At 67.3% G+C, this 25,787-nt stretch carries 26 protein-coding genes; 23 read left to right on the top strand and 3 right to left on the bottom strand.

The features are described from left to right. Positions 1-159: 159 nt before the first annotated feature. Positions 160-3,708, top strand: coding sequence for a transcription-repair coupling factor (gene mfd, locus SLNSH_RS03640; protein ID WP_106335300.1), 3,549 nt, complete (start codon positions 160-162; stop codon positions 3,706-3,708). Between the two features lie 40 nt (positions 3,709-3,748). On the opposite strand, the gene SLNSH_RS03635 is transcribed toward mfd, so the two are convergent. Together SLNSH_RS03635 and gnd are read right to left on the bottom strand one after the other, a co-directional pair. Continuing rightward, entirely contained in the window at positions 3,749-4,273 is a 525-nt protein-coding gene (locus tag SLNSH_RS03635; protein ID WP_210202476.1) for a gluconokinase, read from the bottom strand. 11 nt (positions 4,274-4,284) lie between these two features. Beyond that, the gene (gnd, locus tag SLNSH_RS03630) at positions 4,285-5,274 is read right to left on the bottom strand and encodes a phosphogluconate dehydrogenase (NAD(+)-dependent, decarboxylating) (RefSeq protein WP_106335299.1); all 990 of its coding nucleotides are present in this window, start codon (positions 5,272-5,274) and stop codon (positions 4,285-4,287) included. 94 nt (positions 5,275-5,368) lie between these two features. On the opposite strand from gnd, the gene SLNSH_RS03625 reads away from it, so the two are divergent. From SLNSH_RS03625 to SLNSH_RS03605, 5 genes are all read left to right on the top strand, one after another. Beyond that, complete coding sequence (locus SLNSH_RS03625) at positions 5,369-5,794, top strand: DUF6496 domain-containing protein (RefSeq protein WP_245422027.1); 426 nt, start codon at positions 5,369-5,371, stop codon at positions 5,792-5,794. 508 nt (positions 5,795-6,302) lie between these two features. Further along, positions 6,303-7,307 (top strand): transglycosylase SLT domain-containing protein, encoded by a 1,005-nt coding sequence (locus tag SLNSH_RS03620; RefSeq protein ID WP_158266662.1) that lies wholly within the window; start codon positions 6,303-6,305, stop codon positions 7,305-7,307. A gap of 55 nt (positions 7,308-7,362) precedes the next feature. Beyond that, the gene (locus SLNSH_RS25550; RefSeq protein WP_106335296.1) at positions 7,363-8,181 is read left to right on the top strand and encodes an extensin-like domain-containing protein; all 819 of its coding nucleotides are present in this window, start codon (positions 7,363-7,365) and stop codon (positions 8,179-8,181) included. A gap of 83 nt (positions 8,182-8,264) precedes the next feature. Next, positions 8,265-9,446 (top strand): L,D-transpeptidase family protein, encoded by a 1,182-nt coding sequence (locus SLNSH_RS03610; protein WP_106335295.1) that lies wholly within the window; start codon positions 8,265-8,267, stop codon positions 9,444-9,446. A gap of 57 nt (positions 9,447-9,503) precedes the next feature. Next, positions 9,504-10,094: an MOSC domain-containing protein gene (locus SLNSH_RS03605; RefSeq protein ID WP_106335437.1), complete on the top strand. Its 591-nt coding sequence runs from the start codon at positions 9,504-9,506 to the stop codon at positions 10,092-10,094. On the opposite strand, the gene SLNSH_RS03600 is transcribed toward SLNSH_RS03605, so the two are convergent. Continuing rightward, positions 10,091-10,264 (bottom strand): DUF1328 domain-containing protein, encoded by a 174-nt coding sequence (locus SLNSH_RS03600; protein ID WP_106335294.1) that lies wholly within the window; start codon positions 10,262-10,264, stop codon positions 10,091-10,093. The genes SLNSH_RS03605 and SLNSH_RS03600 overlap by 4 nt on opposite strands. 302 nt (positions 10,265-10,566) lie before the next feature. Between SLNSH_RS03600 and infA the strand changes: the two genes are divergently transcribed. The 17 genes from infA to kdsA all read left to right on the top strand — a co-directional run bounded on the left by infA (position 10,567) and on the right by kdsA (position 25,582). Then, entirely contained in the window at positions 10,567-10,845 is a 279-nt protein-coding gene (gene infA, locus SLNSH_RS03595) for a translation initiation factor IF-1 (RefSeq protein WP_106335293.1), read from the top strand. Positions 10,846-10,989: 144 nt separating this feature from the next. Further along, on the top strand, positions 10,990-12,462 hold the full coding sequence (locus tag SLNSH_RS03590; RefSeq protein WP_106335292.1) for a DHA2 family efflux MFS transporter permease subunit: 1,473 nt from the start codon (positions 10,990-10,992) through the stop codon (positions 12,460-12,462). Between the two features lie 81 nt (positions 12,463-12,543). Further along, positions 12,544-12,969, top strand: a complete 426-nt coding sequence (arfB, locus tag SLNSH_RS03585; RefSeq protein WP_106335436.1) for an alternative ribosome rescue aminoacyl-tRNA hydrolase ArfB — start codon at positions 12,544-12,546, stop codon at positions 12,967-12,969. Positions 12,970-13,092: 123 nt separating this feature from the next. Next, positions 13,093-13,542 carry a response regulator gene (locus SLNSH_RS03580; RefSeq protein ID WP_106335291.1) on the top strand — a complete coding sequence of 150 codons (450 nt, stop codon included), beginning with the start codon at positions 13,093-13,095 and terminating at the stop codon, positions 13,540-13,542. A 233-nt stretch (positions 13,543-13,775) separates the two neighbouring features. Beyond that, the gene (locus SLNSH_RS03575; protein WP_245422021.1) at positions 13,776-14,810 is read left to right on the top strand and encodes a Ppx/GppA phosphatase family protein; all 1,035 of its coding nucleotides are present in this window, start codon (positions 13,776-13,778) and stop codon (positions 14,808-14,810) included. Further along, positions 14,807-15,583 (top strand): RlmE family RNA methyltransferase, encoded by a 777-nt coding sequence (locus tag SLNSH_RS03570; RefSeq protein WP_106335290.1) that lies wholly within the window; start codon positions 14,807-14,809, stop codon positions 15,581-15,583. Before SLNSH_RS03575 ends, SLNSH_RS03570 begins: the two co-directional genes overlap by 4 nt. A 302-nt stretch (positions 15,584-15,885) precedes the next feature. Then, positions 15,886-17,364: an IMP dehydrogenase gene (gene guaB, locus SLNSH_RS03565; protein WP_106335289.1), complete on the top strand. Its 1,479-nt coding sequence runs from the start codon at positions 15,886-15,888 to the stop codon at positions 17,362-17,364. A gap of 110 nt (positions 17,365-17,474) precedes the next feature. Further along, positions 17,475-17,885 (top strand): MAPEG family protein, encoded by a 411-nt coding sequence (locus SLNSH_RS03560; RefSeq protein ID WP_106335288.1) that lies wholly within the window; start codon positions 17,475-17,477, stop codon positions 17,883-17,885. Further along, positions 17,882-19,180 carry an RsmB/NOP family class I SAM-dependent RNA methyltransferase gene (locus SLNSH_RS03555; protein ID WP_106335287.1) on the top strand — a complete coding sequence of 433 codons (1,299 nt, stop codon included), beginning with the start codon at positions 17,882-17,884 and terminating at the stop codon, positions 19,178-19,180. Before SLNSH_RS03560 ends, SLNSH_RS03555 begins: the two co-directional genes overlap by 4 nt. 52 nt (positions 19,181-19,232) lie before the next feature. Continuing rightward, positions 19,233-20,792, top strand: coding sequence for a glutamine-hydrolyzing GMP synthase (guaA, locus tag SLNSH_RS03550; protein WP_106335286.1), 1,560 nt, complete (start codon positions 19,233-19,235; stop codon positions 20,790-20,792). A 75-nt stretch (positions 20,793-20,867) separates the two neighbouring features. Continuing rightward, positions 20,868-21,089 carry a type II toxin-antitoxin system VapB family antitoxin gene (gene vapB / locus SLNSH_RS03545; RefSeq protein WP_106335285.1) on the top strand — a complete coding sequence of 74 codons (222 nt, stop codon included), beginning with the start codon at positions 20,868-20,870 and terminating at the stop codon, positions 21,087-21,089. After that, entirely contained in the window at positions 21,089-21,490 is a 402-nt protein-coding gene (gene vapC, locus SLNSH_RS03540; protein WP_106335284.1) for a type II toxin-antitoxin system tRNA(fMet)-specific endonuclease VapC, read from the top strand. Before vapB ends, vapC begins: the two co-directional genes overlap by 1 nt. 51 nt (positions 21,491-21,541) lie before the next feature. After that, entirely contained in the window at positions 21,542-22,117 is a 576-nt protein-coding gene (locus SLNSH_RS03535) for an NnrU family protein (protein WP_106335283.1), read from the top strand. A 117-nt stretch (positions 22,118-22,234) separates the two neighbouring features. Further along, positions 22,235-22,897: a tetratricopeptide repeat protein gene (locus SLNSH_RS03530; protein WP_106335282.1), complete on the top strand. Its 663-nt coding sequence runs from the start codon at positions 22,235-22,237 to the stop codon at positions 22,895-22,897. Positions 22,898-22,951: 54 nt separating this feature from the next. Beyond that, on the top strand, positions 22,952-24,331 hold the full coding sequence (gene der, locus SLNSH_RS03525) for a ribosome biogenesis GTPase Der (RefSeq protein WP_106335281.1): 1,380 nt from the start codon (positions 22,952-22,954) through the stop codon (positions 24,329-24,331). Continuing rightward, positions 24,332-24,631: a c-type cytochrome gene (locus SLNSH_RS03520; protein ID WP_106335280.1), complete on the top strand. Its 300-nt coding sequence runs from the start codon at positions 24,332-24,334 to the stop codon at positions 24,629-24,631. A gap of 111 nt (positions 24,632-24,742) precedes the next feature. After that, positions 24,743-25,582, top strand: a complete 840-nt coding sequence (gene kdsA, locus SLNSH_RS03515) for a 3-deoxy-8-phosphooctulonate synthase (RefSeq protein WP_106335279.1) — start codon at positions 24,743-24,745, stop codon at positions 25,580-25,582. The last annotated feature ends 205 nt before the right edge of the window (positions 25,583-25,787 follow it).

Below are 25,787 nucleotides of genomic sequence, written 5' to 3'. Positions count from 1 at the left end.
GCGTTTGGACCTGTATCGCCCGGCGGGTGATCTGGCGCGTGCGCCCCAGCGCCCTATTTGCCTCGCCGGAGCGGATGCGGTAGCGAGCGCTCCTTAGCTTTGAACCTGGGCCCCGAAACGGGGTCCGGGATTGTTTGCATTTGGCGGCAGCGGTTTCCCATGGCAAAGCCTCAACGTTCCAACGACCGGATCGCGGACCTCCTTGGCGGCGGTCAAAGCGTGACGCTCTCGTCCGTGCCGGACGGCTTTGACGCGCTTGTGGTTGCGGATCTGGCGCGAACCCTGGCGCGAAAGGGGTCGGAACGGCCGGCCGTTCTCGTTTTCGTGGCCCGGGACGGGCAGCGCCAGGCCATGCTGGAAACAGGCCTGGGCTTCGTCGCACCGGATATCGAAATCCTGTCCCTCCCAGCCTGGGACTGCCAGCCCTACGACCGCGTGTCGCCGAACGCCGCCATCGCGGCTAAGCGCATGACCGTGCTGGCCCGGCTCGCGAAGTCCCGCTCGGGAGAGGACAAGCCCCGCATCCTGACCACCACCGTCAACTCCATCCTGCAGCGCGCGCCCGAGCGTCGGAAGGTCGCCACCGAAAGCTTCTCGGCTGCGCCGGGCAATATGGTGGACACGACCGCGCTCGCCGGATGGCTCGAGACCAATGGATTCCTGCGCACGTCCACCGTGCGCGAGACGGGCGAATACGCGGTGCGGGGCGGCATCGTGGATCTCTATGCTCCAGGCCTGCCAGCGCCGGTGCGCCTCGACTTCTTCGGGGACACGCTGGAATCGATCCGGGCGTTCGACCCCGAGACCCAGCGGACCACGGGACAGTTGCGGTCGCTCGACCTCGTGCCAATGAGCGAGGTGCAACTCACCACCGAGAACATCAAGCGCTTCCGCCAGAACTACGTGTCGCTTTTCGGCGCGGCGACCCGTGACGACCTGCTGTACGAGGCCGTGAGCGAGGGCCGGCGCTACCCCGGCCTGGAGCACTGGCTGCCGCTGTTCCACGAGCGGCTGGACACCCTCTTCGACTACATCGCCGGCGCGCCCCTCGTTCTGGATCACAACGTGGACGACGCCGCAGGGGAGCGCCTGGCGCAGATCCAGGACTATTACGACGCCCGCAAGACCGTGCTGGACAAGGGCGGCCAGCCAGGCGCCCCATACAAGCCGCTTCCACCCGACAGGCTCTATCTCGCACCCGAGGAGTGGGCCGAACGCCTGGGCGCGGCGGCGGTAGGGAGGCTGACGCCCTTCGCCCAGCCGGAAGGCGCTGGCCGTACCGTGGTCGACCTCGGCGCTCGACAGGGCCGCAGCTTTGCGGCGGAGCGCGCCCAGGAAGGCGAGGGCGCCAACGTGTTCGACGCGGCTGTAGCCCATATTCGGGCGCTTCAGCAGGGCGGCAAGCGCGTGATCCTCTCCGCCTGGTCGGATGGCTCCCGCGAGCGACTGGCGCACGTGCTCTCCGACCACGGGCTCAAGGGCGCCGTTTCGGTCCAGGTGCTCGCGCACGCCCTGGCGCATCCGCGCAACGTAGCGAGCTTGGCGGTCTGGGGCATGGAGGCGGGCTTCGAGGCGGAGGACCTCGCGGTCGTCGCCGAGCAGGACATTCTTGGCGATCGCCTCGTCCGCAAGGCGCGCCGCGCCAAGCGGCCGCAGGACATGCTGGCCGAGGTCGGCAGCCTGACCCAAGGCGACCTCGTGGTGCATGTCGACCACGGCATCGGGCGCTTCGTCGGCTTGAAGTCGATCGATGCCGCCGGAGCCCCGCATGACTGCCTGGAGATTCACTACGCGGGCGGCGACAAGCTCTTCCTGCCAGTCGAAAATATCGAACTCCTGTCGCGCTACGGTTCGGAGGACACGGAAGTCGCGCTCGACCGCCTGGGTGGAGGGGCGTGGCAGGCCCGCAAGGCCAAGCTCAAGCAGCGCATCCGCGAAATGGCGCACGCGCTCATCAAGATCGCGGCGGCCCGCGCCCTCAAGGAGGCGCCCAAGCTGGCGCCCCCGGATGGGGTCTACGACGAGTTCGCGGCCCGCTTCCCCTACGAAGAGACCGAGGACCAGCAGAACGCCATCGACTCCGTGCTGGATGACCTCGGCTCGGGCAGGCCGATGGACCGGCTCATCTGCGGCGACGTCGGCTTCGGCAAGACCGAGGTGGCGCTGCGCGCGGCTTTTGCGGCGGCGATGGCCGGGCGGCAGGTCGCCGTCGTGGTGCCCACGACCCTCCTGGCCCGCCAGCATTTCAAGACCTTCTCGCAGCGGTTCCATGGGCTCCCGATCAAGGTCGCCCAGGCGTCCCGCTTCGTGCCGGCAGCCGAGATGAAGGCCGTGAAAGCGGGGCTTGCGGACGGAACGGTCGACATCGTGGTCGGCACGCATGCGCTGCTCGGCAAGGGCATCCAGTTCAAGGATCTCTCGCTCCTGATCGTGGACGAAGAGCAGCACTTCGGCGTGGCCCACAAGGAGCGCCTGAAGGACCTGCGCGCCGAGGTCCATGTCCTGACGCTGTCCGCCACGCCGATCCCGCGCACCCTGCAGCTGGCCCTCACCGGCGTGCGCGAGCTCTCCATCATCGCCACCCCGCCGGTGGACCGGCTGGCGGTGCGCACTTTCGTGACGCCGTTCGATCCGCTGATCGTCCGGGAGGCGCTTCTGCGGGAACGGTATCGCGGCGGACAGAGCTTCTACGTCTGCCCGCGTATCGAGGACATCGCCGAAGCGCGCGCCTTCCTGGCCGCGGAGGTGCCGGAAGCGAAGGTCGCCGTTGCCCATGGGCAGATGGCCGCGACAGAGCTCGAGGACGTCATGACAGCCTTTTACGAGGGCAAGTACGATATCCTCCTCTCGACGGCTATCGTGGAGTCCGGCCTCGACATCCCGACGGCGAACACCATGATCGTGCACAGGGCCGACATGTTCGGGCTCGGCCAGCTCTATCAGCTGCGTGGACGTGTGGGCCGCGGCAAGACGCGCGCCTACGCGCTCTTCACCGTTCCGGCGAACCGCACCCTCACGGTCCAGGCGGAGCGCCGGCTAAAGGTGCTGCAATCGCTGGACACCCTGGGCGCGGGCTTCCAGCTGGCGAGCCACGACCTCGACATCCGCGGCGCCGGAAACCTCCTGGGCGACGAGCAGTCGGGCCACATCAAGGAGGTGGGGTACGAGCTCTACCAGCAGATGCTGGAGGAGGCGGTCGCGCAACTGAAGGCCGGCATCAGCGACGAGGACGCCACCGAGACCCAGTGGTCGCCGTCCATCACCATGGGCGCGCCGGTCATGATCCCCGAGCACTACGTCCCGGACCTGCACCTGCGGCTGGGGCTCTACAAGCGGCTGTCCATGCTGGAGACGGACGGCGAAATCGAGGGCTTCGGGGCCGAGATGATCGACCGCTTCGGCCCGCTGCCTGAAGAGGTGAAGCAGCTGCTGCAGATCGTCGCCATCAAGGCGCTGTGCCGCCGCGCCAATGTGGAGAAGGTCGACGCCGGCCCGAAGGGGCTCATCCTCAGCTTCCGCGACAACGCCTTCGCCAATCCGGAAGGGCTCGTGCGCTTCGTTGGGGAGCAGGGCTCGCTCGCCAAGGTGCGCCCGGATATGAAGATCGTCTTCATCCGGGATTTCGACGACTTGGACGAGCGGCTCAAGGGCGCCACGCGGATCCTGCGGGACCTCACGCGCATCGCTGAGACGCGCAAGGCGGCGTGAGGACGTCTGCGAACTCCCACCCGCTCGGCGGGTCGGGAGTTCAGCCTTCCAGGCCCAGTCTGGCGACGATCTCGCGAACCACGGCGGCCGGGGTCTGCGCCACGGAGATGTTCAGGACATGCTCCTCGTCGGCTGGCTGCTCGAGCGTGGCGAACTGGCTGTCGAGCAGGCTGGTCGGCATGAAGTGGTCCTTGCGCGCCGCCATGCGCCCGCCGATCAACTCGCGGCTGCCCACGAGGTGAATGATGCGCACGCCCGCGCGGCCTCCGACTAGCACGTCCCGATAGGCGCGCTTCAGGGCCGAGCAGGTCACAATGCAGCTCTGGCCGGCGGCGAGCTTTTCGTCCATCCATGACGCGATGGCCTGCAGCCAGGGCCACCTGTCCTCGTCCGTGAGCGCCTTGCCCCGGCTCATCTTCGCGACGTTGGCTGGCGGATGGAATTCGTCGGCGTCCCGATAGGGCCAGCCGAGTTCGCGGGAGAGGTTCTGCGCCGTCGTGGTCTTGCCGGCTCCGGCGACGCCCATGATGACGAGCGCTAAAGCCTGGTCCTGGACGGGTTTCATGGACGACACGGTCACGCGGCGGGGCCTTTCTTTGGCTCGACATGGCCGCCGAAGCCCTTGCGCATGGCCGAGAGCACCTTCTCTGCGAAGGTATGGTCCTGCCGGGAACGGAAGCGGGTATAGAGCGCTGCGGTGAGGACCTCGGCCGGCACGGCCTCCTCGACCGCGGCCTGCACGGTCCAGCGGCCCTCGCCGGAGTCTTCCACATAGCCCGAGTATCCGGACAGGGTTTCGTCGGCCGCCAGCGCCGTGGCGGTGAGGTCCAGCAACCAGGACGTGATCACGCTGCCGCGGCGCCAGACCTCGGCGATCTCGGCCACATCCAGGGTCATCCGATGCTCTGGAGGCAATTGGTCGCTGTCGGCGTGGCGCAGAATGTCGAAGCCCTCGGCGATGGCCTGCATCATCCCGTATTCGATGCCGTTGTGGATCATCTTGACGAAGTGGCCGGCTCCATTCGGCCCGGCGTGAAGGTAACCCTGCTCGACGCGGTCGTCGCGGCCTTCCCGTCCGGGCGTCCGGGGAATGTCGCCGAGCCCGGGAGCGAGGGCGGCGAAGATGGGATCCATGCGCTCCACGACGTCCTTGGGGCCGCCGATCATCAGGCAGTAGCCGCGCTCGAGCCCCCAGACGCCGCCGCTGGTGCCGACGTCGAGGTAGGCGATGTCCTTGTCACGGAGTTCGCCGGCGCGGCGAATGTCGTCCTTCCAGAAGGCGTTGCCGCCGTCGATGATCACATCGCCGGGGGCGAGCAATCCGGCGAGCTCCTGGATGGCGGCCTCCGTGATCGCCCCGGCCGGCAGCATCAGCCAGACATGGCGGGGGGCCTGGAGCCCCGCCACCAGGCCGGCGAGGTCGGCGGCGGCTATGGCGCCTTCAGCGGCGAGCGCCTTGCCCGGCTCGGGATTGCGGTCGAACACCACGCATTGATGCCCGCTCCGCATGAGCCGGCGCACGATGTTGGCGCCCATGCGACCCAAGCCGACCATTCCGAGCTGCATCGTGCGTCTCCACCCTGCCTTTGTCGCCCTGTCGCCTGTCGTCGCGACCGGACCTGAGCGCTGTCAATGAGGCGCGCCGGCCCTGAGCGCAAGAGTGAACCTGCAACTCCTGCTGGCGTTGTCGTCGCAACGAGTGGAGGTTCCCATGCCAAAAGAAAGCGAAGGGCAGAAGAAGACGGTTGAGCGCGTGATGCATGAGTTCAAGCACGGCGAACTCGAGCAGCGCGGCGGCCGCAAGGTGAAGAACCCCAAGCAGGCGATCGCGATCGCCCTTCACGAGGCCGGCGCCAGCAACAGGGAGAGCCCGAAAAAGAACGCCAAGGCGCTCGCGCGGACGAAGCAGAAGGAACGTCGTGGTGAAACCGCGATGGCGGAGAAGGAGGGCAAGACGGCGCAGCGGAAGATCACTGGTGACGGCGGCCGGACCAAGTCCGAACTCTACGCCGAGGCTCGCAAGCGCGATATTCCGGGCCGCTCGCGGATGTCGAAGGCGCAGTTGCAGCGCGCGCTCCATCATTGATAAGTCAACAGAGAAGCTTTCGCTTCCGAGCTAAGTAGAAGAATGCGCGCACTTGCGCGCAGGTGGTTCATCTTGAGCAATGAATGCTGATCAGTGTGGCCAATGCAGCACACTCGCGGCCGGAGGGCCGGTGTTCTACGCCGAAAGGCCAGCAGGTCGGCCCATCTCGCCCGCTTAAGCTTATCGCATGTCGCGTCCAAAGACGGCGAACTCCGTCTCAGCGGCAATCCGCACTTCCGTAAGATCACGCACGCGTGAGCCCGCGCCGCATTCCAGCCACATCCGCCCGTCAATGAGCCATTAACCAAGACGGCCGCGGACGAGCGGCGATGGGCGCGGAAGCGATCTTCCGTGCTCCCAGAAGCATTGTGTCGCGCCTTCCAATGACGTGTACGACCACGTCTCCGAAGACGCAGGGCTGCGCGGAGTGAGTATGCGAGGTCAAGTCGCTGCAACGCCGGCGTTCCAGAGCGCCGATCGTCCTGCCGACAACGCGGGGAAAACGCTCATGTTCCCCGGAAAAACAAAAGCCGCGAAGGCGGCGCGCTGGTGCCTGGCCGTGGTCGCCGGCACCGTGCTGTCGGGCATCGTGCCTGCGGTCGCGACCGCGCCGTCAGTAGCCTTTGTGCCCGCCCAGGAGTTCGACAAGGACAAGCTGCCGGCCATCGCCATCGCGATCGCCCATAGCGTGCCTGGTTTTGCGGAACGCGCATTGACCGGGCGCATTTTTGAGCTGCCTGGCGACGCAGACACGAGCGAAGGCCCCACGGTTTCGGCTCCAGAGGGCGAGGCGGCTGCGCCGATCGAAGCTCCGGAAGAAAAGCTGCAGTTCGGCAAGCTGAACGTGCCACGCAAGATGGTCATGACCATGCTGCGCGCGGCCGAGCAGGCCGAGGTGGACCCGGTCTACCTGATGGCGCTGGCCGACAAGGAGTCGAGCTTCCGCCCCGAGGTGCGCGCTTCTTCATCCTCCGCGGAAGGGCTCTTCCAGTTCATCGAGTCCACCTGGCTCGAGGTGGTGCACGACTACGGCGCGCGGCACGGCCTGGCGTTCGAGGCGTCCTCGATCGACACGACGGGCGACAAGCCGACCGTCAAGGATCCGGAGTTGCGCGAGCGCATCCTCGACCTGCGCCGCGACCCGTACATCGCGGCTGTGATGGCGAGCGAGTTGATGAAGCGCGATCGCGCCCAGGTCGCGTTCCGCATCGGTCGCGACCTCAAGCCCGCCGAACTCTACCTGACGCACTTCCTCGGCCCGCAGGACGCAGCCACGCTGCTGGAGCTTCAGCGCAACAAGCCCGGTCTCGCCGCCGCGAGAGAGTTCCCCGCCGCGGCGCGCGCCAACAAGACGATCTTCTACGCCCGCAAGGGGCGTCGGCTACGCCCGCTCAGCGTCGCGCAGGTCTATGACTCGATCGACTCCATGATCGGCATGCGCCTGGCGCGCTACACGGGAGTCACCGCCTTCGGCGACCCGGCTTACACCGCGGCGGCTAACGATCCGAGCTGATCGGTTCGCTAGCGCGCGAACCTTGGCGTGGGCGCGGCGTTGATCAGCCGTGCCCATGCTACGCGCCATCCTTTGTGTTCTTCTCGCGTCCGCTCCCGCCGCGGCGGCCGAGCGCAGCGCGCCGTTGCCGCCCGAAAGGCCGGCCGACGCGGCCGCGGACCACAGTCCGGACTCCGGATCGCCGCTCCCGCCCGAACGGCCGCCCGAATTCGGCTACTCTCCAGAAACCAGCTCCATCAGCGCAGTTCCTCTGCCGCCTGATCGGCCGCCTGGCCTCGGATCCGGCGAAGCTTCGACGGCCCCTAGGGTGCAACGGAACATCGCGGAGCAGGACGATGACGCGGGCTGCGAGGAGCGCCTCGCCCGCTTGGGCGTCCGCGCCAAGGAACGCCCTCCCATCGAGGAGGGAGCCTGCGGGGCCTCGAAGCCGCTTGAAGTGAGCGGTTTGCCCGATGGCGTCGAAGTCTCGCCGCCGGTCACCCTGACCTGCGCGGCCGCAGAGGCGCTGGCGCTCTGGTCCCGGGACGTGGTGACGGCCGCTGCGGAAAAGGACCTGAGCGCGGCTCCGCGCCGGATCGCGATCGGCACGTCCTATCAATGCCGCACCCAAAATCATCAGCAAGGCGCCAAGCTCAGCGAACACGCCTTCGCGAATGGCGTCGACGTCGTCGGGTTCGACTTTTTCAAGCGCGGCTCGGTCACGATCGGGAAGGCGGACCCCGAGGGGCCGGACGGACGTTTCGCGGGCGAGGTGCGGACCGGCGCCTGCGGTTATTTCACCACCGTCCTGGGTCCCGGAGCCAACCCCGAACATGCCGATCATCTTCACCTGGACTTGCGGGGCCGGAAGAACGGCTACCGCATCTGCCAGTAGCGAGAGCGTGTCCGGGAACACGGGCCCACCTAAGGCATTGTCAAAGCAAGGGCGCCATCGCCCATTTGCTTTGGAGATTCAGAATGAAGAGGCTGGCCTTAGCTCTGCTCGTGGGCGTCGCCGCCTTGCCCTGCACGGCGCAGGCCAAGACGCACGCGCCCAAGCTCGATGCGGACACCATCAACAACGCCCCGATGCCCCGCGAGGCTCAGCCCGCTCGGGGCAAGCACGCGAAGGCGCCCGCCAAGGTGGACCCTGGCTACCTGAAGGCGCAGGTGCTGCTCGATCGCCAGCGCTTCTCGCCGGGCGCCATCGACGGGAAGGACGGCGACAATTTCCACAAGGCGCTCGCGGCGTTCCAGGAGGCGAGGGGCCTTCCGGTCAGCGGCAAGTTGGATCAGGCGACCTGGGACGCGCTGAACCAGGACCAAAAACCCGTGATGACTGAATACGAGATCAAGAAGGCTGACCTGAAAGGCCCCTTCATCAAGAAGATCCCGTCCAAGCTGGAAGAGCAGGCGAAGCTGAAGAAGCTGGCCTATCGCACGCCCCGTGAAATGTTCGCGGAGCGCTTCCATGTCGACGAGCCCCTTCTGTCGCAGCTCAATCCCCGCGAAAGCTTCAAGAAGGATGGGGACACGTTGCTGGTGCCGGACGTCACGCGGGAGGGGAACGCCGCCAAGGTGACACGCGTCGAGATCGACAAGGATCAGCGCGTGTTGCGCGCCTTCTCGGACGACGGCCGCCTCGTTGCGTCCTACCCGGCGACGATCGGCAGCAATGACAAGCCGGCGCCCACGGGCGACTTCAAGATCACAGGCGTCGCGAAGGATCCCATCTACCACTACGATCCGAAATACGCCTTCAAGGGCGTGAAGGCGACGGAGCCGTTCACGGTGGCGGCCGGCCCGAACAGCCCGGTCGGCGCGGTCTGGATCGACCTCTCCATTCCCAGCTACGGCATCCATGGCACGGCCGAGCCGAGCCGCATCGGCAAGACCTTCTCGCATGGCTGCGTTCGTCTGACGAACTGGGACGTGAAGGACCTGGCCGGGATGGTGAAAAAGGGGACCCAGGCGGTGTTCAACGACGTCTCCCCGACCATCGAGACCGGCAGCATCAAGAAGCCCACGCAGGGACAGGACGAGGCGCCTGCCGCAGGGCGGCAGGACTCGACGGCGACAAACGCTGGCGCTTCGCCTCGCGGGATCCCGAGTTTCTTCCTCGCGCCTCCGCTGTCGGCCACGGCGGCAGGCCGCATGTAGCCGACGTCGACTCGCCGAGCGGCCGGCCTTATGGTCCGGCCTCTCTGCGAGGCCATCATGCAACTTGAAGCCATCACACCCGCCCGGAAGCTCCGGGCGGTTTGCTCTTCCGTGCTCGTCGCCGACGGGGACGGGTTCGAGACCCGCCCGGTCGAGCGGGCCACGCTCGATTTCGAAGGCATCGACGGCCTTTCGGGCGAGCGGCATCGCGGTCACAGCCGGGCGGCCGACGCGCGGACGCCCTGGTTCCTTAGGGGTCTGCGGATCCGCAATACGCGTCAGCTTTCGCTTGTCAGCCGGGAAGAACTCTCCGTGGTCGCCGAGGCCATGGGCTTGGAGGAGGTTCGTCCAGAGTGGCTCGGCGCCAACCTGGTCGTCGAGGGAATCCCCTCGTTGTCTCGGCTGCCACGCGGCACGCGCATGTTCTTTGGGGGAGGCGCCGTCCTCGCGATCGAGGAGCAGAACGCGCCATGCCGGAAATCCGGAAAAGCATTGGCGCGCCACATCGGCGGAAGCGCCGACCTGGCGCAGAGGTTCGTGAACGCGGCCCGGCGGCGGAGAGGGCTTGTCGCGTGGGTCGACTCGCCAGGAATGATTGGGGTTGGGGATGCGGTCACCGTCCGCATCCCCGAGCAGTGGATCTATTAGAACAACGCTTCGCCCGCCATGAGGCCGAGCACCAGCAACACGATGAAGATGATCAAGGCCACGACGAAGAGGATCTTCGACAAGCGCCCCGCCGCCGCAGAAACTCCGGTGAAGCCCAGTGCGCCTGCGATGATCGATATCACCAGGAAGATCAGCGCCCATTTCAGCATTTGGAAAGCTCCCGAGCCCAAGGTGGTTCAACGTCTGCGGGCTAACCGCGAGCGCGGCGGGAAGGTTCCTTGTCTGGCAAGGCTTCTGCCGCCTTGCGAGCGGCCGTTCCGACTTGCGCGATGGCGTGCAAATCTCATATGAGGTGCGGAAACGCCTTCGCGCAGCAACCGCCTTCCGGATCGCGCCGCGGCGCGACGTTTTAAGACGCCGAAGCGCAGCTGCGCGGTTTCGGTGGCTGCCTCCGAAACCGCCGCTCCCGACCAACGGCGGTTTTACGCACAGAACTATCGCGGGAGTTGCAATGGCGAAGGAAGAACTCATGGAATTCGAGGGTCTCGTGACCGAGATCCTTCCGGATGCGCGCTTCCGGGTGCAGCTTGATACCGGGCACGAGATCGTCGCCTATACCGCCGGCAAGATGAAGAAGCACCGCATCAAGACGCTGGCGGGCGATCGCGTGACCGTCGAGATGTCGCCCTATGACCTCGAGAAGGGCCGCCTGATCTTCCGTCATAAGGACGAACGCGCGGGACCGCCCGGGGCCCGTCCTCCCCAGCGCGGCCAGTTCCGCCGCCGCTAAGCTCCCTTCGTCGGCGGCGTTGCGCGTCGACACGCGGCGCAGGGCAGGCATGCCTCGCGCCTTTTTGGTCGGCTGGCGCTGGAACAGCGGGGGTGATCGTGGCATTGGGGGCCGTCCGGCTGGAGCCCCCGAGAGCCGATCTTCATGCGCCGACTTGCGTCTTCATCCTCGCGGTTCTCCCTCCCGCCCGAGCGGTTGGTGCCGCTGATCGTCGCCACCGCGCTGTTCATGGAGAACCTCGACTCCACGGTGCTGGCGACATCCTTGCCGGCCATCGCCAGGGACCTCGGCGAGAACCCGATCCATCTCAAGCTGGCGCTGACCTCCTACCTGTTGGCGCTCGCGATCTTCATTCCGGCCTCCGGCTGGCTCGCCGACCGGTTTGGGGCGCGAACGGTATTTCGGCTGGCCATGGGGGTCTTCGCGGCGGGCTCCATAGGCTGCGGCTTCTCCACCGACATCGGCAGTCTCGTGGCCGCCCGCGTGCTGCAGGGCATGGGTGGCGCGATGATGGTGCCCGTCGGGCGCCTCGTGGTGCTGCGCACCATCGACCGGAGCCAGATCGTCGACGCCCTTGCCTGGCTGACAATTCCGGCGTTGCTCGGGCCTATCCTCGGGCCTCCCGTGGGCGGCTTCATCACCACTTACCTGAACTGGCGATGGATCTTCTGGGTCAACGTGCCGATCGCCGCCCTCGGGATCGTACTGGCGACCCTCCACATTCCCAACGTGCGCGAGGAGGAGCGCCGGCCCTTCGACATGATCGGCTTCGTACTGGTCGGGCCCGGGCTCGCGGCCTTCCTGACCGGCGCAACGCTGTCCGGCCTGGGGCTCATCCCAGCGTCGGGAGTGGTTGGCCTCATCGTCGGCGGCTTCCTGCTCCTGGTGCTCTATGTGCGCCACGCCTTGAAGGCGCCGGCGCCGCTGATCGACCTGCGGTTGCTGAGCCTGCCGACTTTCCGGGCCAGCATTACGGGAGGCTTCCTGTTTCGCGTGGGCGTCGGCGCGACGCCCTTCCTGCTGCCGCTGCTCTTGCAGGCCGGGTTCGGCTATGACGCCTTTCGCTCGGGCTTGACGACGTTCGCGGCCGGGATCGGGTCCATGGCGATGAAGCTCGTGGCGTCGCCGATCCTGCGCCGGTTCGGGTTCCGGCGTGTTCTGGTGCTGAACGCGGTGATCTCGTCGATCTTCGTCGCCGCCCCTGGACTGTTCGGACCCTCCACGCCGGTCGTGCTGATGATCGCCATCCTGGTGACCGGCGGGTTCCTGCGCTCGCTGGAATTCACGTCGATCAACGCGGTCGCCTACGCCGACATGCCGGCCGAAAAACTCTCGCGAGCCACCACCTTTGCGACCGTGCTTCAGGAGTTGTCAGGATCGGTGGGGGTGTCCATCGCCGCCCTCGGGCTCGAGGGCGCCAGCAGGATAATGGGAGGCGACCCGCTCGCCCTCAACCATTTCCCCTGGGTCTTCGCCCTGATCGGGTGCATTTCCGTCTGTTCGGCGGTGATTTTCTGGCGCCTGCTGCCGCTTGGTGCGGGGGAGGCCCTGGTGGCGCGGCCGGTCAGCGGGGGCGCTCCGGTCGGCGCGAAAATGGGCGCGGCCGACAAGCCCTGAGGAGATCGGGCGCCTGGCCCTGGAAAGCCTCGGTCAGAATGCGGCATGGATTTCGGCCTACGAATCCCGAACAGTTCCGCCATGGCCAAGATCCCCGTTACCAAACGCATCGCGCTCGACCCGCAAGAGATCGAAGAGAGCTTCGCGCGCGCTTCGGGCCCGGGCGGTCAGAACGTCAACAAGGTCGAGACGGCCGTGCTGCTGCGTTTCGACGTCGCCCGCAGCCCGTCGCTGCCGGACGACGTGCGGGCGCGATTGGCGCATCTCGCCGGAAGCCGCCTCACCCAGGATGGGGTGCTCATCATCGGCTCCCAGCGGTTCCGCACGCAGGAGCGCAATCGGCAGGACGCGCTCGAGAAGCTTCTGGCGCTGATCCGGGAGGCGTCTGTTCCACCGAAGGTCCGCCGTCCGACGCGCCCAACCCTTGCATCCAAGAAGAGGCGCCTCGAAACAAAGGCGCGGCGTTCCGGCCTCAAGAAGCTGCGCGGCGCCGGCCCAGATGATTAGTCCGCAACTTGGGCGAGCATTAAGTCCAAGAGCTACTTTTGCGTTCATTTATACGTTCGCGGTGATTTAGCCTATCTCAAGAATTGATGTTTATCCTGAAAGTCCATTTCAGGATGAGAACACATGATTGGCACCCCGCGGTTTCCTGACATGCTGGTCCTTGTGGCGGATCAGAGCGAGTTTACGCGTCGCATCGTGAGGGACACCCTGCGCATCGCCGGCGTGAAGCGCTTCATCGACGCCGCCGACGGGCCCAGCGTCATCAAGACGACGCTGCGCTCCGGACCCGACATGCTGATCCTCTCCGACGACCTGCCGCACCTGCCCGGGATCGAGGTCGCGCGCGCCCTGCGGCGGGTGCCCAACTTCCAGGTTCCCATTCTGCTGATGACGGCCCAGCCATCGCCGGAGCTGATCGACAGCGCTCTGGATGTCGGCATCCGCGACATGGTCTCGAAGCCGCTGACGCACAGCGCGCTGTGGACCCGGGTCGACTCGATCGTCAAGTCCGGACGCATCGACTGGTCCAAGGGTGAGATGCCCCTGATGAGGGAGTTGCTGCGTCGCCGGTGATCGTCGGCTGTGCTTCGCGGAGGGCGCTGCCTGCGTTTGTCTTGTGATTGGCCCACAGCCGTTGGTACACTCGATTCCAAGTGGATGGAGAGGTGCCGACGGTGTCGCCGGTCGATGATGGAGGAGTACGCGCGTTCGCTGAAGCAGGGTCGGTCGGTACAGGGGCGACAAGCGCCCAGAGTCCGCCTCCGATCGTGATTGGCGCTCCGCCCGTCGCCGCGCTTGCGCGCGGAGTGGCGCCTGTTGGCGTTCCCAGCGGCCAGCGCAGCGCGCATGAGCGTCGCACCTATGCGGCGCTCGACCTCGGGACGAACAATTGCCGGCTGCTCGTGGCCCGTCCCAATGGGGACGGATTTCGGGTCGTTGACGCGTTTTCGCGCATCGTGAGACTCGGCGAGGGGCTTGGCGGATCGCGCCGGCTCAAGGAGACGGCGATCGCGCGCACCATCGACGCCCTCCACGTGTGCCGCACCAAGATGGAGGCCAGGGGCGTCACGCGCGCGCGCCTGATCGCCACGGAAGCCTGCCGGGCCGCCGAGAACGGCGCGGACTTCATCGCCCGGGTGCGTGAGGAGACCCGGCTCGACCTCGAGGTGGTGGACCGCGAGACCGAAGCTCATCTGGCCGTCGCAGGCTGCGCCGCGCTGGCCGATCCCCACGCCGAAGGCTCGATGCTGTTCGACATCGGCGGGGGGTCGTCCGAACTGGCCTGGGTCGCCGGCGCGGCGCGGGACCGTCGGAGCCTGCGCCAGCGCGTCCGCGCGTGGACGTCCCTTCCGGTCGGCGTGGTGACCCTGGCCGAGCGGCATGGCGGCGTGGACGTTGACCGGCGGATTTTCGAAGCCATGGTCAGCGAGGTGCTCGGCCACATGAAGAGCTTCGCCGACGAGGTCGGGTCGGCCAAGCGGTGCGGGCGCTTCCACCTGCTGGGCACGTCCGGCACGGTCACCACGATCGCCGGCGTTCATCTCGGATTGAAGCGCTATGACCGGCGGCAGGTGGACGGCATCTGGATGAACGACGCGGACGTGTCGGACGTGATCGAGCAGCTGCTCAACATGTCCTTCGAGGAGCGCGCCGGAAACGCGTGCATCGGTTCGGAGCGGGCCGACCTGGTGCTGGCGGGCTGCGCGATCCTGGAAGCCATTCGGCGCAACTTCCCAGCGAGCCGCTTGCGCATCGCCGATCGCGGCCTGCGCGAAGGAATTTTGATGCAAATGATGGATGAAGACGGCGTCTGGACCTCAGGTCGGAGGTCCCACGCGTGAACGCCAACGAGTCGGGATCCGGCCGCGCGGGCGGCCGCTCCCTGAAGCAGCGGGTCAAGACCGCGAAGAAGCGGACGGTCTCGCAAACGCGCTGGCTGGAGCGTCAGCTCAACGACCCCTATGTGGCGCGGGCAAAGCGCGAGGGCTATCGCTCGCGGGCGGCCTACAAGCTGATCGAGATGGACGAGAAGTTCCATCTGTTCCGGCCTGGCCTGCGCGTGGTGGACCTCGGCGCCGCGCCGGGAGGCTGGTCGCAGGTGGCTGCCGGAAAGGTGGGCTCGCTCAAGGGGAAGGGCAGGGTGGTCGGCATCGACCTGCTGGATATCGACCCCATCCCGGGGGTCGAGTTCACGGTCATGGACTTCCTCGATGAGGACGCGCCCGACCGCCTCAAGGCCATGCTGGGCGGACCGGCCGACGTGGTCATGTCCGACATGGCCGCCAACGCCACGGGGCACAAGAAGACCGACCACCTCAAGATCGTGGCGCTCGCGGAGCTCGCGATCGAATTCGCCCGCGAGGTGCTGGCCCCCGGTGGCTCATTCGTCGCCAAGGTGCTGCAGGGCGGCACCGAGGGCACGCTGCTGGCCGACCTGAAGCGCGATTTCTCGACGGTGCGGCACGTCAAGCCGGCGGCGAGCCGGGCGGATTCGGCGGAGCTGTACGTGCTCGCGACGGGCTTCCGGGGCCGTGCGGGAGACGAAACGTCCGGGGATGAGGAAGGCGCCGACGTCGCTCCCTCCAGCGGGTGGGATCCGGCCGCGAAGAGCTAGGAACTGCGCCGCCGCGTAGGCGTGGCAAAGAAGCTTGGGGGCATCCACGAGGTCATGGGCGCCTGCCCATGAACCCTTCCTCACTGCCGGTGAGTCGTCTTTCCTGGCCAAGTTTCAGCCCGAATGCGGCAGCAGGCGCGCTCTGGCGCTCCCGCGCACATCAGCCCTGCGCATGTTGCACTGCAAAACGCTTTCGACTCGACCCCGGCCGTGCTAACAGCACGCGCCAACTCGTTGTGAAGCGCCGGGTCCCGCCCCGAGGCGCTCTTTTCGTTTATCCGGTCGGGACAGAGGAGTTGGCCATGGCGACCATCCGCGAAGCGCTCACATTTGATGACGTGCTGCTGCAGCCCGGCCATTCCGAGGTGATGCCCGGCGACGTCAACATCGCCACGCGCCTGACCCGCACCATTCGCCTCACCCTGCCGATCATCTCCTCCGCCATGGACACGGTGTCCGAGGCGCCGATGGCGATCGCCATGGCGCAGGCCGGCGGTCTTGGGGTCATCCACCGCAATTTCGACCCGGAAGCGCAGGCCGCCGAGATCCGCAAGGTGAAGAAGTTCGAGAGCGGGATGGTGGTCAACCCGGTCACCATCCACCCCGACGAGACGCTCGCTGATGCGCTCGATCTCATGAAGCGCCACGGCATCTCCGGAATCCCGGTGGTGGAGCGCGGTCCCGCCGGCAAGCCGGGCATGCTGGTGGGCATCCTCACCAATCGCGACGTGCGCTTCGCCACGAGCCCGCAGCAGCCCGTGTCCGAGTTGATGACCAAGGACCGGCTCATCACGGTGCGTGAGGGTGTCAGCCAGGACGAGGCGAAGCGGCTGCTCCACCAGTTCCGCATCGAGAAGCTGCTGGTGGTCGACGACCATTACCGCTGCATCGGCCTGATCACCGTGAAGGACATGGAGAAGCAGGTCGCCTATCCGAACGCGTCCAAGGACGAGGCCGGGCGCCTGCGGGTCGCCGCCGCGACCACCGTGGGCGAGCAGGGCTTTCTGCGTGCCGAGATGCTGATCGACGCGGGCTGCGACGTGCTGGTCGTGGACACGGCGCACGGCCACTCCCAGCGGGTGCTCGAGTCGGTGTCGCGCATCAAGAAGCTGTCCAACGCCGTGCAGGTGGTCGCCGGTAACGTCGCCACCAAGGCCGGCGCCCAGGCCCTCATCGACGCCGGGGCGGACGCGGTGAAGATCGGCATCGGCCCGGGCTCCATCTGCACCACCCGCATTGTCGCAGGCGTCGGCGTGCCCCAGCTCACCGCGATCATGGACGCCGTCGAGGCGGCCGCGAAGGCCGACACGCCCGTGATCGCCGATGGCGGCATCAAGTTCTCCGGCGACCTCGCCAAGGCGCTGGCCGCCGGAGCCGAGTGCGCCATGGTGGGGTCGCTTCTGGCCGGCACGGACGAGAGCCCGGGCGAGGTATTCCTCTACCAGGGCCGCTCCTACAAGGCGTATCGCGGCATGGGCTCGGTGGGCGCCATGGCCCGCGGCTCGGCGGATCGCTACTTCCAGCAGGACATCAAGGACACCCTGAAGCTCGTGCCGGAGGGTATCGAGGGGCAGGTGGCCTACAAGGGGCCGGTCTCGGGCGTGCTGCACCAGCTCGCCGGCGGCCTGCGCGCCGCCATGGGCTATGTGGGCGCCAAGACCTTGCCGGAGTTCCGCGAGAAGGCCGAGTTCGTTCGCATCACCTCGGCAGGCCTGCGCGAAAGCCATGTCCACGACGTGACGATCACGCGCGAGAGCCCGAATTACCCGACGCGGGTTTAAGTCGCCTCGCCGCTCGCTCTCTCATCCGCGCAGAGCCGGCGGGCCGCCCGCTCTTGCGCCCGAACGCCCCGCGCGGCGGCCGAAAGGTCAGCTCCGAGACAGGATCACTCATGGCGCTTCTCTATCCGGTTCTTGCGCAGGTGCTGCTGACCTTCATCGTGCTATTCGGGACCGGAGCCGCGCGATTCAAGGCGATCCGGGAGGGGCGCGTGCGGGTCGGGGAGATCGCGGTCTCCAACGAGCCGTGGCCCGGTGAGGTCCGCAAGTTCTCCAACAACTTCGCCAACCAGTTCGAGACGCCCGTCCTGTTTTACGTGCTCGTCGGCGCGGCCATGTACATCCGCGCGACGGACGTCCTCATGGTCGTGCTCGCGTGGCTTTTCGTGGCGACCCGGATCGTGCATGCGTTCATCCACACGGGCCGCAACGATGTCCTGCTGCGTTTCCGAGTGTTTCTCGCCGGCGTCGTCGTTCTCATCATCATATGGGCCCTGATCGCCCTGAGGCTGCTTCTTCCATGACACCCGCCGCCCGCATCTCCGCCGCCATCGAGGTCCTTGCCGATATCGAGGCGCGCCGCCGCCCTGCAGCGGACGCCTTGAAGGACTGGGGCCTGTCGCATCGCTTCGCCGGATCGGGCGATCGCTCGGCCATCGGCGGGCTCGTCTTCGACGCGCTGCGGCGCAAGGCTTCGGCGGCGTGGCTCTCCGGATCGGACGCACCGCGCGCGGTTCTGATCGGAGCCCTCCGGCTCGCGCGCGGCTGGGACGCCGAGCGGATCCAAAGCCTCTTCACCGGCGAGCGCTTCGCGCCGGAGCCGCTGACGGACGAAGAGCGGAGCGCGCTCACAGGTCGGACGCTCGAGGGCGCGCCGGCCTGGGTGGCTGGCGATTATCCGGAATGGCTGGACGGACAGTTCGCAGCCGCCTTCGGGGAGAGCCGGGCGGAGGAACTGGCGGCGCTTGCGACGCGGGCGCCGGTCGACATGCGGGTCAACACCCTGAAGGCGGCGCGCGACAAGGTGGCGGCCGCCCTCGCGCACTTGGGCGTTCAGCCCACCCCGCGCTCGCCGCTCGGACTGCGCATCACCGTAGGCGAAGACGCGCGAGCCCCGAACGTCCAGTCCGAGCCCGCTTTCCAGAAAGGCTGGATCGAGATCCAGGACGAAGGGTCCCAGCTCGCCGCGCTGCTCGCGGCGGCCGACCCTGGCATGCAGGTCATCGACCTTTGCGCAGGCGGTGGCGGCAAGACGCTCGCGCTCGCGGCGCAGATGGACAACCGCGGCCAGGTCTTCGCGACGGACAGCGACAAGCGCCGCCTGGCGCCGATCTTCGAGCGCCTCACCCGCGCAGGCGTCCGCAACGTCCAGATCAAGGCGCCCAAGGGCAAGGACGGCGAGCCGTTGGCCGACCTGCGCGGCCACGCCGACCTCGTCGTGGTGGATGCGCCCTGCACGGGCACGGGCACCTGGCGCCGCAACCCGGACGCCAAGTGGCGCGTGCGCCCCAATAGCCTCGACACGCGTATCGCCGAACAGGCCGTTGTGCTGGATCGGGCAGCGACCTTCCTGAAGCCGGGCGGCCGCATCGCCTATATCACCTGTTCTGTGCTGCCGGCCGAGAACGACGAGACCGTCGCCGCTTTCCTGGACCGGACAAGCGGTTTCGGGGTCATTCCGCCTGCGAAGGTCGCCGCCGACGCCGGCCAGCCGGACCTCGCCGCTTTCGCCAGCCCGGCAGGGCACGGCATCCAGATGAGCCCCAGGCGCACGGGTACGGACGGCTTCTATGTCGCCCTGCTGCGCCGCACGGCATGACCACACATTGATCCGAGTTGCGCCGCACGAGACCGGGGGGTATCCGACCGCCATGACCGAGCATCATCACGACAAGATCCTCATCGTCGACTTCGGCAGCCAGGTGACGCAGCTCATCGCCCGGCGGGTGCGGGAGGAGGGCGTCTATTCCGAGATCGTGCCGTTCCAGTCGGCCGAGAAGGCTTTCCGCGAGATGCGGCCCAAGGGCGTCATCCTGTCCGGTGGCCCCGCCTCGGTCACCGAGATGGAGTCGCCCCGGGCGCCGCAGGCGATCTTCGAGGCGGGCGTGCCGGTGTTCGGCATCTGCTACGGCGAGCAGGCCATGGCGGCCCAGCTCGGCGGACAGGTGGAGGGCGGCCATCACCGCGAATTCGGCCGCGCCGAGGTCGAGGTGTTGGAGGAGACCCCGCTCTTCCAGGATGTCTGGCGTGTCGGCGAGCGTTACCCGGTCTGGATGAGTCACGGCGACCGGGTCACCAAGCTGCCGGACGGCTTCAAGGTCGTCGCCGTCTCCGACAATGCTCCGTTCGCAGCCGTCGCGGATGTGAAGCGCAACTTCTATGGCGTGCAGTTCCACCCCGAGGTGATCCACACGCCGAACGGCGCCGCGCTGATCCGCAACTTCGTGCGCAAGATCGCCGGCTGCGGCGGCGACTGGACCATGAAGGCCTTCCGCGACGAAGCGATCGAGCGCATCCGGGCCCAGGTCGGCCAAAGCCGGGTCATCTGCGGGTTGTCCGGCGGCGTGGACTCGGCCGTGGCCGCCGTCCTGATTCACGAGGCGATCGGCGACCAGCTCACCTGCGTGTTCGTGGACCATGGCCTGCTGCGCATGGCGGAGGCCAAGAAAGTCGTGGCGCTGTTCCGCGACAGCTACAACATTCCGCTCGTGCATGTGGACGCGGAGGAGACCTTCCTGGGCGCGCTGGCGGGCGTCTCGGACCCGGAGGTCAAGCGCAAGACCATCGGCCGCCTGTTCATCGAGGTGTTCGAGGCCGAAGCCAAGAAGATCGGCGGCGCGGAGTTCCTGGCCCAGGGCACGCTCTATCCCGACGTGATCGAGAGCGTCTCATTCACAGGCGGCCCGTCCGTCACGATCAAATCGCACCACAATGTCGGCGGCCTGCCCGAGCGCATGAACATGAAGCTCGTGGAGCCGCTGCGCGAGCTGTTCAAGGACGAGGTGAGGGCGCTCGGCCGCGAGCTCGGCCTGCCCGAGGCCTTCGTCGGCCGCCACCCCTTCCCGGGGCCGGGCCTCGCCATTCGCATCCCGGGCGAGGTCACCAAAGAGAAGTGCGACATCCTGCGCCTCGCGGACGAGATCTACCTCGAGGAGATCCGCCGCGCCGGTCTCTACGACGACATCTGGCAGGCTTTCGCGGTGCTGCTGCCGGTCCGCACGGTGGGCGTGATGGGCGACGGCCGCACGTACGACTACGTCTGCGGCCTGCGCGCCGTGACGTCGGTGGACGGCATGACGGCGGACTTCTACCCCTTCGACATGCGCTTCGTGGGCCATGTCGCGACCCGGATCATCAACGAGGTGCGGGGCATCAACCGCGTCGTCTACGACGTCACGTCGAAGCCGCCGGGCACCATCGAGTGGGAGTGAGGCAAGCTTCATCAGGGTGCGTATATCCCATTGACATATCCAACTTCCCGAACCAATCTGGTCGGGAGGTCGTCCATGTCTCGTACCACCGTCTTTCAATCCAACCGTTCTCAAGCAGTTCGGCTCGCCAAGGACGTGGCCTTTCCCCCTGGGGTGCGCGAAGTGGTTGTCCTGAAGGAGGGCAAGAAGAGGGTCATTCTGCCCGCAGACGCCCTGTGGGACGACTTCTTCGACCAGCCGGGCGCGGATCTCGGTGAAAGACTTCAGCCAGCCGCCCAGGAGCGAGAGCGCTTCTGATGCTGCGGTACATGCTGGACACCAATTTGTGCATTCGCGTGCTGAGGGACCGGCCAGCTTCCGTCCGAGAACGCTTCAACCGGGAGGCGGAAGGGCTCTGCATATCCACAATCGTCCTCACGGAACTGATGCACGGGGCAGCGAAGTCGGCCGCCCCTGACCGGAACCGTCGCGAGGTGGAGAGCTTCGCTTCCCGCCTCGAGGTCCTGCCCTTCGATGACGCAGCCGCGGACCATGCGGCTGAGATTCGGGCTACGCTCGAGCGTATGGGGCAAATGATTGGTGGCTATGACGTGCTGATTGCTGGTCACGCGCGGAGTCGCGGGCTCGTGGTCGTGACCGCAAATCTCGGTGAGTTCCGGCGCGTGGAGGGACTCCGATGCGAAGATTGGCTTGCGTGAGAATACGACGGGTCCAACGCTAGGTCTGTGGTGCTTACCGAGATTCGCTCCATGCTCCTCCTGATCCTCGGCCTTGTCCTCCTCCTGGGCGCCCACACCTTCACCACCCGGCGTGCTGCGCGGGCCGCGGCCGTGGAGCGGCTGGGGGAGGGGCCCTACAAGGGCCTCTACAGCCTGGTCTCCCTGCTGGGGCTGGCGCTGATCGTCTACGGCTTCAGGACCTACCGCGAGGCGGGCTACATCCAGGTCTGGGATCCGCCCACGGGGATGCGCCACCTCACGCTTCTGCTCATGTGGCCCGCCATGATCTGCCTGGTGGCCGCCTATGTGCCGGGCTCCATCAAGCGCGTGCTGAAGCACCCGATGCTGGTGGCCGTGAAGATATGGGCCTTCGCGCATCTGCTGGCCAACGGCGATCTTGGCTCCATGGTGCTCTTCGGCTCCGTCCTGGCCTGGGCGGTGTATGATCGCATCTCGCTGAAGCGGCGGGAGCAGGCCGGCGAGGTCAAGATCCGCTATGGGGGCAGGCTGAACGACGTCGTGGCCGTCGTCCTCGGGACGGTCCTCTACGCCGTCATGATCTTCCTGCATCCCATCCTGATCGGCGTACCGGTGGTCGCGTTCTGAGGCGAGCCCCGGCGGCGGCATGACAAAGCGGCCCTCCCATGGTAATCGCCTGCGCGACGAGGGATCCCGCCATGCGGGCGCATGGGCCGCGCGGCCCCGAGAGGAACGAAGCCGGCCATGGCCGACATTTTCCGCGAGATCGACGAAGACGTCCGGCGCGACAGGGCGATCGAGTTCTGGAAGAAGCACGGCAACAAGCTGATCGGCCTGGCCTTCCTGGCCGTCGCGGCGACCGCCGGCTGGCGCATCTACGACTACAACCAGACCCAGCGCGCGGAGGCCGCCGGAGCCCGCTTCGAGCATGCGATCGAGCTGTCTCGGGCTGGCGATACGGACGAGGCCGAGAAGGAATTCGCGGCCATTGCGAAGGATTCGACGGCTGGCTATGAGAAGCTCGCGCGCTTCCGGGAGGCCGCCGAGCAGGCGAAGCAGTCGCCGGCCGAGGGCATCAAGACCTATGACGCCCTCGCGGGCGATTCCAGCGTGGCGCCGGTGCTCCGCGACCTGGCGCGGCTGCGCGCCGCCATGCTGGCCGTCGACACGAGTTCGATGGATGAGCTCAAGTCCCGCCTGCAGCCGCTTCTCGCCTCGGGCAGCGCCTGGGGCGCGAACGCCCGCGAGTTGCTCGGGCTCGCCGCCCTGAAGGCGGGAGACTACGACGCAGCCGGCAAGGCGTTCGACGAGATCATCACCGACCGCACAGCGCCGCCATCCCTGAAGCAGCGGGCGGACCTGCTGCTCGGCATCGTGCGTTCCGGTCCCATCAAGCCGGCCTCGTAAGCCGGTCCACCGTTTTGCGCGCCGTCGGTGCGGCGCGCCCCTGAGAGGCCTGTCATGACCTTCACGGTCGCCATCATCGGTCGGCCGAACGTCGGCAAGTCGACCCTGTTCAACCGCCTCGTCGGCAAGAAGCTCGCGCTGGTCGACGACCAGCCTGGCGTGACCCGCGACCGGCGCGAGGGCGAAGCGCACCTCGGCGACCTCACCTTCACGGCCATCGATACGGCCGGCCTGGAGGAGGCGGACGACGCCTCGCTTGCCGGCCGCATGCGCCAGCAGACCGAAGCGGCGATCCAGGACGCTGACGCCATCCTTTTCGTGATCGACGCCCGGGCCGGCGTCACCCCCATCGACCGCCACTTCGCCGGCCTGGTGCGCCGCGCCAGCAAGCCCGTTGTGCTGCTCGCCAACAAGGCCGAGAGCAGGGCCGTGGGCCTGCAGACCTACGAGGCCTTCGGCCTGGGCCTGGGCGACCCGGTGCCGATCTCCGCTGAGCACGGCGAGGGACTCTCGGACCTCTACGACGCCCTGCGCGAGGCGCTGCCGGAACATACCGCTGCGCCCGAAGAGGACGAGTTCGAGGAGCCTGAGGGCGAGGAGCGGGACGAGAACGCCGTGCGCCCGCTGCGCATCGCCATCGTCGGCCGGCCCAACGCGGGCAAGTCCACCCTGATCAATCGCATGATCGGCGAGGACCGCCTGCTCACGGGGCCCGAGGCCGGCATCACCCGCGATTCCATCGGCATCGAGTGGGAATGGCGCGGCAAGCCCGTGAAGCTGTTCGACACCGCCGGCATGCGCAAGCGCGCCAAGGTGGAGGACAAGCTGGAGAAGCTGTCCGTCGCCGACGGCCTGCGCGCCGTGCGCTTCGCCGAGGTCGTGGTGCTGCTGCTGGACGCCACCATCCCGTTCGAGAAGCAGGACCTCGCCATCCTGGGGCTGGTCGAGAAGGAGGGCCGCGCCCTGGTGGTGGCGGTCAACAAGTGGGACCTTGTGGCCGGCGAGCCCGGCAAGCTGAAGAAGCTGGTCGAGGACAGCGAGCACCTGCTCTCCAACGTGAAGGGCGCCAAGATCGTGCCCGTCTCGGCGCTCACGGGCGATGGCCTCGACAAGCTGCTGGAGGCCTGCTTCGAGGCCTCGGAGGTCTGGTCCAAGCGGGTCTCCACCGCGGCGCTCAACCGCTGGCTGACCCGGATCGTCGACAATCATCCGCCGCCCGCCGTTTCGGGCCGCCGGATCAAGATCCGCTACATGACCCAGGTCAAGGCGCGGCCGCCGCATTTCGCGATCTTCGGAAACCAGCTCAACGAGCTGCCGGACAGCTACACGCGCTATCTGGTCAATGGACTGCGCGAGACCTTCGAGTTGCCGGGCACGCCCATCCGCCTCAGCCTGCGGACGCCGGAGAACCCGTACGACAAGGACCGCAAATAGATGCGTCGCCTCGGCCTCGCCGTCGCCGTGTTCCTCTCCGCCGGGGCAGCCGCCGCCCAGACCGCGCGGCGGCCGGTGCAACTCGACGCCTGCGCGCCGTGTCATGGCTATGATGGAATAGCGAAGGATGTGGAGGTGCCGCATCTGGCCGGGCAGAACGTGGTCTACCTGCTCAACCAGCTGAAGGCGTTCCGGACAGGCAAGCGCCCCCACAAGGAGATGCGCTACATGTCCCGGCACATGACCGAGCAGGAATTCGAGGCGCTGGCCGAGTACTACGCCGCGTTGCCGCGGTCGTAAGGTCAATGACCGCTGGGCGCCCTGCCGGCCTGTTCCGGCCGTCCCCGGGTTTGCGGCCGTCGGCGTTCCGGGACCCTCGCGAAGCCGCATCCCACGCGTTAAGAGGCAGGCATGACTGACACCCGTCCCAACACGACCGTCTCGGTCGGATCCGTCCGCTTCGGCAACGACCTGCCGCTGGCCCTCATCGCCGGCCCCTGCGCCATGGAGAGCCGGCAGCACGCGCTCGAGATGGCTTCGGCCCTCAAGGAGATCACCGGCAAGCTCGGCCTTCCGTTCGTCTTCAAGACGTCCTTCGACAAGGCGAACCGGACATCGCTGTCGGGAGCCCGGGGCGTCGGCCTGGACGCCGCCCTCAAGGTCTTCGCCGAGATCAAGGAGAGCCTCGGCCTGCCCGTCCTGACCGATGTGCACGACGCGGCCCAGTGCGCCCCAGTGGCCGAGGTCGTCGACGTCCTGCAGATTCCGGCCTTCCTGTGCCGCCAAACGGATCTGCTGGTCGCTGCGGCGCAGACCGGGGCGGTCGTGAACGTGAAGAAAGGCCAGTTCCTGGCGCCCTGGGACATGGCGAACGTGGTCGCCAAGGTGACCGGGGCTGGCAACGCCAACGTCATGGTCACCGAGCGCGGCGTGTCCTTCGGCTACAACACGCTGGTCACCGACATGCGGGCGCTGCCGATCATGGCCCGCACCGGCGCGCCGGTGATCTTTGACGCGACCCATTCGGTGCAGCAGCCGGGAGGGCAGGGGACGTCCTCGGGCGGCCAGCGCGAGTTCGTGCCCGTCCTGTCGCGCGCCGCGGTCGCGGTGGGCGTCGCCGGCGTGTTCATCGAGACCCATGAGAAACCGGAGAACGCCCTGTCGGACGGGCCCAACATGGTTCCGCTGAAGGAGATGCCGGCGCTGCTGGAGACGCTGATGGCGTTCGACCGGCTCGCCAAGGGGCGCTGATCGGGGTTTCAAAGAGCAGCCCCGGAGCGCCCAGGCTTCCGTCCTTGCGAGGAGCGAAGCGACGAAGCAATCCAGGGGCAAGGCGCGCGTGTGTCTCCGTTGGTGATGAGGATGGCGCCCTGTCCCCCTGGATTGCTTCGTCGCCCTTTGGGCTCCTCGCAATGACGGTGGTGGACAATGGGTCGCTTTCTCTCCGTCCTTGCGA

Source organism: Alsobacter soli (genome assembly GCF_003004785.1).
GTDB lineage: Bacteria > Pseudomonadota > Alphaproteobacteria > Rhizobiales > Beijerinckiaceae > Alsobacter > Alsobacter soli.
Note: the sequence above shows the minus strand (reverse complement) of the source record. Positions and strands in the feature narration are given on the sequence as shown.